Genomic DNA, 11,428 nt, shown 5'->3' with positions numbered 1-11,428 from the left:
GGTATGCATACCGTGATGCTCCGCGTCACCCGACACCGGCTCCACTGAATGCACTCGATGTTTTTGTAGGACTGGCTTTAGCCGGGAAGGGGCGAGTCCGGGCAACACATATTTTGGACTGAATTGAGCGACTGATTTATTTACGACGCCTCACTGTAAATTCGTCAGTCCCCGAGCTCCCGCGTCACTCTCCCACTCACAACTGCTCTTCATTCCTGAGCCGCATGGCTTTCGCCCGTTTTTCCAAAACAACGTAAACCACCAGCGCAATCATCAGCGGGATGAGGAAGTAGATCACCCGATAGCCAATCAGCGCAGCCAGCAGTTGGCCTTTGCTGAATTGGTGTTGCATGAGGGTGATGAAGACGGTTTCGAGCACGCCGAGGCCGGCAGGGATGTGGGCGATGACGCCGGCGATGCTGCTGATGAGCAGGATCCCGAGCACAGCCGGGTAGAAGGCTTTTTCCGGCAGCAGCACGTAGATCAGCAGCGCCATCAGTCCCCAGTTCAATGCGCCCAGCAAGGCCTGGCGCATGGCCTGATTCAGCGATGGCAGCACAAACTGTTGCTTGCGGATGGTCCAGGTGCGTTTCTTGGAGAAGCGGCAGGCCAGGAAGTACGCCAGGCAGACGGCCAGCAGGACGAAGCCGATCAGTTGCAGCGTGGTGTCGCCGATCTTCCAGCCTTCGGGCAGGTCAACGAAATCACCCGCGAATACAAACCCGGCCAGCAGCATGTAGCCCAGCCAGTTGGTGATCAGGCTCAGGCTGAGGATGCGGGTGATGGTCGGCACGTCCAGGCCGAGCCGCGAATACAGGCGATAGCGAAGCGCGATGCCGCCGACCCATGAACTCAGGTTCAGGTTGAAGGCGTAGCACACGAAGGTCACGGGGATGATCTGTTTGACCGCCAATTTGTGTTCGGTGTAGCGCCGGGCCAGGACGTCGAAGCAGCAATACGTCAGATAACTGCCCGCAGCGATGACGAAGCCCAGCGCCAGGGTGCTGAGCTTGTAGGACTCCAGCGCGTGCATCACCTCGTTCCAGTCGAGGTTTTTCATCAGTGTGAACAACAACACAGGCACGGCGATGAAGAAGAACAGCGTGAAGGCGCGCTTGGCCCACGTCAGCCACGGACGATTCTTGCCCGTGTCGGCCGGTTTCTGCTCGTGTGTGGAAGCTTGGGAGACGCCGGTCATAGGGATTTCTCCTGATCGGCCGGTACTTCATTTTTAAGCGCAGCGGCTTCCGGCAGGGTTTCCGGCGCGCGCAGGGGTTTCAGGCGTGGGCCGTGCACCGGAAACAGGCCGGCAATCGCCGGGAAGTGCCGCAGGAAGTGGAAGCTCAGGAAGATCATCGGCGCGCGCCACCACTGCCCTTTCGCCAGGCCCTTGAGGTTGACTTGTTTGCTGTGGGCCACGGCCAGGTCGCGCAGGTGTTCGTGCAAGCGCTGGTTCAAGGCGTGGTCGCGGATGAACAGATTGGCTTCCAGATTTAGCGCCAGGCTCAGCGGGTCGAGGTTGCTGGAACCGACGGTTGACCACTCGTGGTCGATCAAGGCGACTTTGCCGTGCAGCGCCCGTTGTTTGTATTCATGGATGACCACGCCCTCACGCAGCAGCCAGGTGTAGGTCAGGCGCGAGCACACGCGCACGAAGGGCATGTCCGGTTGGCCCTGAAGAATCAGCGTGACTTTTACCCCGCGTCGGGCGGCGTTGCGCAGTTCACGCAAGAACCGGTAGCTGGGGAAGAAGTAGGCGTTGGCAATGGTGATGCGCTGAGTCGCGTTGCGCATCGCTAGCAGGTATTGCTCTTCGATGTCGGTGGTGTGATGGCGGTTGTCGCGTTCGGCAAGGAGCATGCGAGCGCTGCCAGCCTGACGCGTCACCGGCTTGAGCGGCGTAAAGGTTTTGCGCACGGCCGGGCCGAGCATGCTCAGCGTCGAGCGATAGATGTCGGCAACAATCGGCCCGCGCACCAGCACGGCGTAGTCCTGCTTGGCAGTGATGCCGGTGTCGGCCATGTGGTCGACGCTGTAGTTGATCCCGCCCATGAACGACGTCTCGCCGTCGATCACCACCACTTTGCGGTGCAGGCGCCGAAACAGGTTGGTGCGCATGCCCATCAGTTTCGGGCGCGGGTCGAACAGCTGAATCTGCACGCCGGCTTCGATCATCTTGCTGACGAAGGCCGTGCTCAGGTCACTGGTGCCGTAGTCGTCCACCGTGATGACCACGCGCACGCCACGGCTGGCGGCAGCAATCACCGCCTGCTGCAAGCCCTCGCCCACCCGGTCTTCGAAAATGATGAACGTCTCGATCAGCACCTCTTCGCGCGCCGCACGAATGGCGTCGAAGACTCGGGCGAAAAAGTCTTCGCCATTGATCAACAACTCTACTGAGTTGCCGTCGCGCCAAAGGCCGCACATGGCGCCCATCGCTCTCATACCCCTCATAGCGTTACCTCCACCGCCAAAGGCGCATGATCGGAAAGGTGCGACCAGGGGCGATTGGACATCACCCTGGGCGACCGGATGTGCGCGTTGCGCACGTAAATGCGGTCCAGCCGCAGCAACGGAAAGCGCGCCGGAAAGCTTTTCGCCGGCGCACCAAAGGATTCAACAAAGACCTCGCGCAGCCCGGCAGGATTCAACACGTCATCGGCCTTCTGCCGCCAATCATTAAAATCCCCGGCGACGATCACCGGCGCATCGGCTGGCAGACGCCCCACCAGATCGGCGATCAACTTCAGCTGCTGCTGGCGATGGACCTCTTTCAGGCCCAGGTGCACGCACACCGCGTGCAGCTCGCCAAAATGCGGCACGTCCAGCACGCAATGCAGCAGGCCGCGCTCTTCGGTGCCGTGGATCGAAATATCGAGGTTGTCGTGACGGAGGATCGGGTACTTGGACAGCAACGCGTTACCGTGATGGCCGTGGGGATACACGGCATTGCGGCCGTAGGCGAAATCCTTCCACATGCTGTCGGCGAGGAATTCGTACTGCGAGGTGGTCGGCCAGTTCTTCACGTTCTGCGCATGGTCCTGATGCTCGCCGTGGACTTCCTGCAGGAAGACGATATCGGCGGACACCGAGCGCACTGCGTCGCGCAGCTCCGGGAGGATGAAGCGTTTGTTGAGGAAACCGAAGCCCATGTGCATGTTCATCGTCAGCACGTTAAGGGTGACCGAGGCCGACGCGCTTTGTCGTCGGCCGTTGAGGTCTTCGGGGATCAGGGCACTGGTCACAACGTGGCTCCATGCAAATCGCCTGGCGCAACTTCCAGGTTTTCAGTGAGTTTGAAACGCTCAAGCAACCGGCGCGCGTCGTAAGGGGCGCGGACCTTGATGTCATTGTCGAAATAGCAAAAAACGTCGCGGGACTTCCGCGCGCGCAGGGCTCTGTCCACGATCAGTTGAGCATCCTTGGGCTGCGCGCCCCGTTGCCAGGCATCGATGCGGTCGCCCCAGTGCCTGATCGCCTCGTCGGAATAGCCGCTGGCGTAGAGTTCCTTGTCGCCGTGCAGGCGCACGTAGACGAAATCGGTGGCAAGGTCTTCCACATGGGGCCACTTGCCGGCGGTGTCCGCCACCACCAGCGCCACCTTGTATTTGCGCAACAGCGCGACGAACTCAGGCACCAGAAAGCTTTCATGGCGAATTTCAACGGCGTGACGCAGCTTCAGGCGTGCCGGGATGTCCAGATAACCCGGCTGCTGCAAGCGCTCAGCGCATTTGCTGGCGCAGGCCTTGGCGGCTTTACCGTCGTGGGGCAGCAGCTTCAGAAAATGCTCGAACCGATCGGCGTCGAATTTGAAGTTGGGCGCGAACTGCCAGAGGATCGGTCCCAGTTTTTCCTTGAGCTGGAAAACACCGGAGGCGAAGAAATTGGCGACGGGTTCGTCGATCTCTTTGAGGCGGCGGACATGGGTGATATAGCGCGGGCCCTTGACGCTGAAGACAAATCCCTTTGGCGTGTCGTCGTACCAGCGCGCGTACAGCTCAGGCGATTGCAGCGAATAGAACGAGCCATTGATTTCGATGCTGTTCACGGCTCTGGAGGCGAATTTCAACTCGTTTTTCTGCGTCAGGCCGTCGGGATAAAAATCCCCGCGCCATGGCGTGTAACGCCAGCCTGAAATGCCGATACGAATGTCGCCCATGCCTGTGCTCTCTGATGTCCTGCCGCGGCACCTGCCCCGACACTGGTGAACTAGAGATAAGAAGCTTGAGACCGTGGCAGGTTCCCTGGCTTTTTGCCGGCGTTGCGGCGCAATTTGCCGCAGGCTGCGCCACCCCCTGCCCTCAGGACTCGGCCGAGGCCCTTTTGATCTTTTCTCGCGCGCCGCAGATATTCATCTGGCACCAGCGGCGGCGACCATTTTTTGAGGTATCGAGAAACAGCCAGTCGCAGTCCGGCGTGGCGCAGGCCTTGAGCCGGGCCATATCGCCGGAGGTGAGCAACGTCGCCGCCTGAACCGCGAGACGACCGATAAACCCGGCCGTCATCGAGCTCAGGTCTTCACCGACACGCCAGCGCCAGATCACACCCGCCGGGGTCAACACCAGCAGGCGCTGGTCGGCAGTGTCGGCCAGCGCCTGATTCAACCCATGAAGGCTGGCAGGGTCGGTGTCATGGTCCAGCGCTATGGGCAGCAACAGCCGATACAGCGCTTCGCGAAAATCGATCAACTGTTGAAACGCCGTGAGCGTGTGCCAGGAAGAACGCCCCACCACGGCCATACAGTGCTGATGCTCTTCAGCATCGATAATCCCGGCATGGAAGAACCAGTGGACGATGTCCTCCAGGTTGCTCAGTTTGTCGACAACCTCCCGCAACCCCGTGCCCGGGCGGCGGCCGTCACAGGTATTGAGGTAATCCAGCACAGCCGCCCCGCCGACGAGGCGGATGGCATTGATCTTCAGTTGTCCGATAGACATGGCATGCCCTCAGTGTGCAGCGACGAGGGAATGATGACAGAGAAGTGAGGGGTTGCTTAGGTTTCGGACGGTTGTGGGGTGGGTCGCCGCCACTGGCCTCACCCTCCTTATAAAGACGGCCCTCCGAGCTGAGCAAGGCTCGCCGCCAGCTCGCTCTTGCGGAACGGTTTGGTCAGGCGCGGCAGGTCCGGATCAAGCCCTTCATGTTCGGCATACCCTGAGACCAGCAGGATCGCGGTTCCCGGCCGGGAGTTTCGGACCCGTCTGGCCAGGTCGGTACCACTGATGCCCGGCATGAGGTGGTCCGTGACGATCAGGTCGACGTGCTGCCCGGTGCTCAGCAGTTGCAAGGCTTCCTCGCCGGAGGAGGCTTCGATCACGCGGTAGCCCAGGTCGGCCAGCATGTATGACGTGCTGGCGCGCACCAGCTCTTCATCGTCGACCAGCAGCGCGATACCGCGCAGGGAGCGTCGGTCCGGCGCCTCGTCGATGCGCAAAGCGGCTGCCGGCAGGGTCATGGCGCGTGGCAGCCACAGCTCTACGTTTGTCCCCAGACCCGGCGAGCTCTGAATCGTCAGTGCACCGTTCAGCTGGGACGCCAGGCCATGCACCATCGACAGACCCAGCCCCGTGCCTTTGCCGACGCCCTTGGTGGAGAAGAACGGTTCCACCGCCCGGGCGAGCGTGGAGGCATCCATGCCAATGCCGGTGTCCGCGACGGACAGGCAGAGGTAGTCACCGGTCGGCAGCCTGGAGCGGTGACTCTTGCACACCCACTCGGTGCTCGCCGAGATCCGCATCGTCCCGCCTTCAGGCATGGCGTCGCGCGCGTTCACGGAGAGATTAAGCAGCGCCATCTCAAGCTGGTTCGGGTCCGCAATCGCGGCTGGCAGATCAGGTGGCGCATCGACGACGACCCGGATTTGCGGCCCGGTGGTGCTGGCGACGAGATCGCCCATGCCATTCACCAGCTTCGCCACGTCGACCGACACCGGCTGCAGCGGCTGACGGCGCGCGAAGGCCAGCAACCGCTGCACAAGTGTCCTGGCGCGATCGGCCGATTGCACGGCGCCGGAGATCAACCGCTGCTCACGTTCACCGCCCACGCCTCGGCGCTGGAGCATATCGAGGGTGCCGACGATGGGGGTGAGCAGGTTATTGAAGTCATGGGCCACACCGCCGGTGAGTTGCCCCATGGCTTCCATCTTCTGACTCTGGCGCAGCGCTTCCTGGACTTCTTCCCGCTCGGCGATGGCCTTGGCAATCCGCCCTTCGAGCGTGGCATTGAGTTCGCGCAGCTCTTCCTCGACGTCCTTGCGGGCGGTGATCTCAACCACCGTGCCGGTGACACGCAGGCAGCGGCCGGCGGCGTCGAACACGCCCCGCCCCTTGGCGGCCACCCAGCGAATCACGCCATCGTCCCTGCCGACGGTGCGGTAGTCGACGTCATAAAGCGCGCGGCGTTCGGGGTCGCTGGCTGCCTTGAACGCCGCGATCGTGGCGTCCCGGTCCTCGGGGTGCAAGCCGTCGTAAAAGTCTTGAATCGTGACTGGCACGTCAGCCTGAATGCCGAACATCGCCTTGGTTCTGGGCGGCCAGATCAGCGTGTCGTGAACGATGTCCACGTCCCAAAAACCGATGTCGGCGTGTTCGACGGCAAGGCGCAGGCGCTCTTCGCTTTCGCGCATTCGCACCTCGGCGCCCACCCGCTCCACATGCGCCCAGCAGCGCTCGACGACTTCCCTGACCAGCAGGACTTCCGAGGGCAACCACTCGCGAGGCTGATCCTGATGAACCGCCATCATGGCCGTCAGCCGGCCATTCTTGACCAGCGGGCAGCAGATGATCGCGTCGATGCCAATGCCCCGAAACATCTCCAGGCCCTCGCTGGCGCCGAGCTCTGCGCCCACGTCGCGCACGATCAGCGTGCGGCATTCGCGCATGTCAGCCGCCGCCCGTGGGCCGAAAAGGTCGAGGCTGTAGGTTCCGGCCGAGCTCTGAATGCCAGCCGCGTTGTAGTCGCTGCGAATCCAGAAGCGGTCATTGTCGACGTCGACATCCGCGTAGGCGCAGCGCGACACGTTGAGCCTGCGGCCGAGCATCTCGGTGGCGACGAGCATCGCGTCTTCGGCCCGGCGAATATTGAAAAGGCGGCTGTCGAGCTCATCAAAAAAGCTCAGTCGCGCCGCGCTCTCTTGCAGCGCCGCTTCGGCCTGGTGCTCGGCCGTGCGGTCGCGGAAGATTTTCACGAAGCCGCCCTGCTCCGTAGCCAGCGGCATCATCAATCCGGAGCCCCAGAAGCGCGCACCATTCTTATCAACGTGCCAGCGTTCGTTGATGGCCCGCCCCCGCGCCATGGCGAGTTCGAGTTCGCCCTGGAACACTCGCTCGGCCTGGTCCGACTCGGTGTAGAACAGATCGCCCTCACGCCCCATGACTTCGTCGGCACGGTAGCCGATCACGCGCTGGGCGCCGATGTTCCAACCGGTGACCGCACCTTTCGCGTCGAAGGTGATGATCGCGAAGTCCTCGGCGCCTTCGACGATCTGGCGGTAGCGCGCCTCGCTGCTGCGGATTGCGTCCTCGGCTCGCGCACGGTGCACGACGAGGCCCACCGTTTTGACCACGAAATCGCAGATCTCGAGATCCGCCGATAACGGCTCGCGCAGATCGGCGTGATACATGACAAACGTACCGAGCATGGCGCCCTGCGCCGACCGGATGGGGATTGACGCGCAGACGTGCAAACCGTGGCCGATGGCCTGCGCCCGGAACTCGGCCCACTGCGGGTCGTGGGCAATGTCGGACACGGACGCCAGTGGGTTCGGGGTCGTCGCGCGACTGCCTGAACCAGCACCTGGGCTGACCGTGATGCTTTCAACCGCGTTGATAAATGGAAGGGGCAGGCTCGGTCCGGCGCAATGCTGCAGCTGACCGCCCTCTTCGCTCAGAAGCAGGATGCTGCCCAGGAAGCGGGACGGCGACAGCGCCTCCACCTCGCGGACGATCGCGTCCAGGGCAACATTCAGCGGCGTTTCTTCAACAGCCAGTTCAAGGATACGGTTCTGCGCGGCCCCGAGCGCAGCCGCGCGATTGCGTGCCTGGGTCAGCCGTGCGTTCTCGATCGCGATGGTTGCCAGCCGCGCCAGGCTTTCCAGGCGCTTGACCGTGTCGTCGTCGTGACTGCGGACCTGCGACCAATAAGCGCCGAGCGCCGCGACCGGAACGGGTCGACCGATGGGTGCCATGACCAGGCTACGGACGAAGGTTGGCGCGTAGGCGTCCTGCGGAATGCGTGGATCGAGCCGGACGTCACGGATCGCAATCGTCTCGCCGCGACGCATGACCCATCCCGAAACGCAGTGGTCGGCCGTATAGGTCTGACCCTGCCAGAGCGGCGAGACTGCATCCTCCGCAATATAAGAACAGCGTCCCTCATCCTGAATGATGACCGCAACGCCATCCGCGCCGACCGTGGCACGGGCCACGTCGCGGAGCACGGCGACGACCTCGTCCACTGATTCCGCCATCACCAGCCGCTCACTGGCGTTCAGCACATGAGACAGGCGCTCATCGCCGCTAGGATCGACTGGAACAGTAGTCAAACGGATCTCCCGACATCGCCACGGCATCCCGCAGACTGGTTCGAACTGGACAGGGTAAAGCGGCATTGTATCGGGTAACTCTTCGCCCTCGACACGGCTTGAATCAGCTTTTTCGGAAAAGCGACCAACGCGCGCGCAGGTCATTCTTTTGAATGATTCCGCAAACGTGAAACGACGACGCAGGCTGTCAGAAAACAGACCAACCTATTCGCGAACTCAGCAACTCCAGCGCCGCCATTCCGGCGAGGGAATTCCCGGCGGCATTCAGCTCCGGCGACCACACGCACACGGTGAACTGCCCTGGCACGATCGCCACGATTCCGCCCCCTACCCCGCTCTTGCCGGGCAACCCCACGCGGTAGGCGAAATTGCCGGCTTCGTCATACAGCCCGCTGGTGGCCATGATCGAGTTCACTTGCTGAGTCTGGCGCGGCGTCAGGATCTGCTCACCGCTGTGCTTGCAGAACCCGTTGTTCGCCAGAAAGCAGAACGCCCGGGCCAGATCGAGGCAGCTCATCTTCAGCGCGCAGCAACTGAAATAACTGCGCAGCACGGTTTCGACCTCGTTATGAAAGTTGCCGAAGGACTGCATCAGGTACGCCATCGCCGCGTTGCGTGCGCGAAATTGATACTCGGAATCCGCCACCCGGGCATCGATCAAGACGTGAGGATTGCCCGACAGCCGCCGCACGAAATCGCGCATCGATAATGTGGGGGCGGCAAAACGAGACTGGTTGATGTCGCAAATCACCAAAGCGCCGGCATTGATAAAGGGATTACGCGGCCGTCCGCGCTCGAACTCCAGCTGCACCAGCGAGTTGAACGGCTGACCCGACGGCTCATGACCCAGGCGCTCCCAGATGGCCTCACCGGAATGGCCGATCGCCTGAACCAGGCTGAACACCTTGGAAATGCTCTGCACCGAAAACGGCTCCAGCGCGTCGCCGGCGCAGTAATAGGTGCCATCGTTGCCATACACGGCAATGCCCAACTGCTGCGCCGGCACATCGGCCAGCGCGGGAATGTAATCAGCCACCTTGCCCTGGCCGATCAAGGGACGCACTTCGTCGAGAATCTCGTTCAACAGCGTTTGCATGGAAGGTCCTGGCGTTGATCCCCTGACGGCAGCAGGGGTTAGGGTTCATGACGAATGCTGGAGGGGTGAGATCACACAATTGGACAGGATTTTGGTTTTTGTTGCGAGTGGGTGTGCACTTTTGGGTTGGCAAGCGTTGGCCGGCCGACAGCGCTTATGGGGCGGATTTTTTGGGAAGTTTGCCCTGCCATCAGATCGAGGTGTCGGGACTGAATGCTTGCCGCAGCGCCGCGATGGCTAGGTCAACAGATGGGCCTTCTATGGATGGCGGGTCAGGACGCTCACAGAACTCTCGCCATACGAACAGGGTCAGTTCTGCGCCGTCGGTTTGGTTGGAACCGTCAGGAAGCGAGCCGAAAGTTTGCAGCGATCTGTAGCGTTCGTCCTGCCAGAACAACGCCTCGACCCACGGGTAGATCGGGATGAAATGGAAGTGAATGGAGTGACCCGCGTCATGGCCGAAACGGCCGATGTAGAGGCGGTTGGGGTGCAGGTGGGTTTCGATGGCTTGCTGGATTTTCGCCTGTAATGGACCTAGCTCGGTCAGCGCTTCGTTTGGCAGGGTTGCCAGCGAGTGGGTCATCTGCTTTGCGCTGAGCATCAGGTAGCCCGGGAGGTGGCTGTCCAGGCGGTGGTTGATGAGCCAGTGGGTGGTTTCGTGGATGACGAAGCTAGGGGGTATATGCATAAGGTGGCCCTGTACGCTGATGACAGCTCTATAACGGTCAAGACGGATGCCGCCCGGCCCGCCGCGTTTCACTCATCGCTTCACCAACGATCTGGCCAGCTCGGGCCACTCATCCATTAACGCATCACGGACCCGTAGTCCTGCGGGCACCGGCTGCGCGTGGTCATCTTGAACGAGACGGGCGAAAACCAGGGAATGTTCGCCCTTCGTCGCCCAACCGACAAACCATCCGTATCCATGAGCCTCATCGCTTTTGCCGTCTCCCATCCGAGGAAATGCTGTGCCTGTTTTACCGTGAACATTCCAACCATCTGGCCGCAGCGCAATTTGCGAGATGCGGCTCGTCATATCGTAGGCATGAGGGCTCACGGATAGTTGACGGTTCACCAGTCTGTTCAGAAAGGTGATCTGTTCGCGAGGAGAGATTTTCAACGAGGAGCTGATCCAGGCACGGTCAAGGCCGTTGTTTTTCCCCGGATCCCCCGTCAGGTCGGTATTTCCGTAATCGAATGACTCGGCATATCGCTTGACCGTCGCCTCTCCAAGCGCATGCGTAACGCGTTGAGAGAACCACACCACGGAATACTGAAACCAGTGAGCTGCATCTGTCGGCTCCAGCCAGGCGGCTCCGCCCCAGTCAGGATCGCCGGGACGGTAGGGCAAAGTAGGAGAATGCTCGTTTTGCAGAAAGGCTGCGTCGAAGCCCATCAGGCTGATGGCGATCTTGAACGTTGAGGCGGGGGTCACTCGACTGCTGCAATCACCCTCTTCAAGCAACAGCTCACCACTGCTTGTATCAGCGACGATCGTGCAAATAGTCCCGGCCAATGCTGCCGAGATATTGAATCCCATAATCAGTAAACCTAACGCAACGCGGCGCATAAACATGAACTCTATTCCTTTAGGCGGTGATGCAAGAGCCTCTCCCGCGTGGGAAATATGACTCCGCAGTTCACGCAGACTCTCTCCGAGCCGCTTATCCAACATCAGCTTTCCTCAAGCCTGTTCGACGGCCCGCTCATAGCTGACCGAATCAAGTGCAAGGTAAGCGAAATTCCCTGCTCTGCGTATCAAAATCGAATCAAAGGTATTTGGTTGCACA

The 11,428-nt window shown here is 61.3% G+C and carries 9 protein-coding genes; all 9 read right to left on the bottom strand.

Going from position 1 to position 11,428, the window contains the following annotated elements; all coding sequences use genetic code 11:
- Positions 1 to 196: 196 nt before the first annotated feature.
- On the bottom strand, positions 197 to 1,198 hold the full coding sequence (locus AC07VF_RS22465) for a lysylphosphatidylglycerol synthase domain-containing protein (RefSeq protein WP_192174056.1): 1,002 nt from the start codon (positions 1,196 to 1,198) through the stop codon (positions 197 to 199).
- Positions 1,195 to 2,445, bottom strand: a complete 1,251-nt coding sequence (clsB, locus tag AC07VF_RS22460; protein ID WP_495009566.1) for a cardiolipin synthase ClsB — start codon at positions 2,443 to 2,445, stop codon at positions 1,195 to 1,197. Before clsB ends, AC07VF_RS22465 begins: the two co-directional genes overlap by 4 nt.
- 5 nt (positions 2,446 to 2,450) lie before the next feature.
- Positions 2,451 to 3,245, bottom strand: a complete 795-nt coding sequence (locus AC07VF_RS22455) for an endonuclease/exonuclease/phosphatase family protein (protein ID WP_407073251.1) — start codon at positions 3,243 to 3,245, stop codon at positions 2,451 to 2,453.
- Positions 3,242 to 4,159, bottom strand: coding sequence for a DUF72 domain-containing protein (locus AC07VF_RS22450; RefSeq protein WP_495009528.1), 918 nt, complete (start codon positions 4,157 to 4,159; stop codon positions 3,242 to 3,244). The genes AC07VF_RS22455 and AC07VF_RS22450 overlap by 4 nt, the downstream gene beginning before the upstream one ends.
- A gap of 142 nt (positions 4,160 to 4,301) precedes the next feature.
- A complete protein-coding gene (locus AC07VF_RS22445; protein ID WP_495009529.1) occupies positions 4,302 to 4,937 on the bottom strand; it encodes a CGNR zinc finger domain-containing protein in 636 nt (211 codons plus the stop codon).
- A 107-nt stretch (positions 4,938 to 5,044) separates the two neighbouring features.
- Positions 5,045 to 8,467: a PAS domain S-box protein gene (locus AC07VF_RS22440; protein ID WP_495009567.1), complete on the bottom strand. Its 3,423-nt coding sequence runs from the start codon at positions 8,465 to 8,467 to the stop codon at positions 5,045 to 5,047.
- A 262-nt stretch (positions 8,468 to 8,729) separates the two neighbouring features.
- The gene (gene glsB, locus AC07VF_RS22435) at positions 8,730 to 9,638 is read right to left on the bottom strand and encodes a glutaminase B (RefSeq protein WP_192174060.1); all 909 of its coding nucleotides are present in this window, start codon (positions 9,636 to 9,638) and stop codon (positions 8,730 to 8,732) included.
- 190 nt (positions 9,639 to 9,828) lie between these two features.
- The gene (locus tag AC07VF_RS22430; protein WP_495009530.1) at positions 9,829 to 10,326 is read right to left on the bottom strand and encodes an HIT family protein; all 498 of its coding nucleotides are present in this window, start codon (positions 10,324 to 10,326) and stop codon (positions 9,829 to 9,831) included.
- Positions 10,327 to 10,398: 72 nt separating this feature from the next.
- Positions 10,399 to 11,214 carry a class D beta-lactamase gene (gene blaOXA, locus AC07VF_RS22425; protein ID WP_495009531.1) on the bottom strand — a complete coding sequence of 272 codons (816 nt, stop codon included), beginning with the start codon at positions 11,212 to 11,214 and terminating at the stop codon, positions 10,399 to 10,401.
- Positions 11,215 to 11,428: the final 214 nt, after the last annotated feature.

Source organism: Pseudomonas sp. GW821-FHT02H06 (assembly GCF_059421525.1).
The sequence above is the reverse complement of the archived record's forward strand: the minus strand, read 5'-3'. Positions and strand labels throughout refer to the sequence as shown.

Bases quoted from the DNA above. Each gene is read 5' to 3' on its own strand.
- AC07VF_RS22445 (WP_495009529.1), bottom strand. From the start codon at position 4,937: ATGTCTATCGGACAACTGAAGATCAATGCCATCCGCCTCGTCGGCGGG.
- clsB (WP_495009566.1), bottom strand. From the start codon at position 2,445: ATGAGAGCGATGGGCGCCATGTGCGGCCTTTGGCGCGACGGCAACTCA.
- AC07VF_RS22440 (WP_495009567.1), bottom strand. From the start codon at position 8,467: ATGGCGGAATCAGTGGACGAGGTCGTCGCCGTGCTCCGCGACGTGGCC.
- glsB (WP_192174060.1), bottom strand. From the start codon at position 9,638: ATGCAAACGCTGTTGAACGAGATTCTCGACGAAGTGCGTCCCTTGATC.
- blaOXA (WP_495009531.1), bottom strand. From the start codon at position 11,214: ATGTTTATGCGCCGCGTTGCGTTAGGTTTACTGATTATGGGATTCAAT.
- AC07VF_RS22450 (WP_495009528.1), bottom strand. From the start codon at position 4,159: ATGGGCGACATTCGTATCGGCATTTCAGGCTGGCGTTACACGCCATGG.
- AC07VF_RS22465 (WP_192174056.1), bottom strand. From the start codon at position 1,198: ATGACCGGCGTCTCCCAAGCTTCCACACACGAGCAGAAACCGGCCGAC.
- AC07VF_RS22430 (WP_495009530.1), bottom strand. From the start codon at position 10,326: ATGCATATACCCCCTAGCTTCGTCATCCACGAAACCACCCACTGGCTC.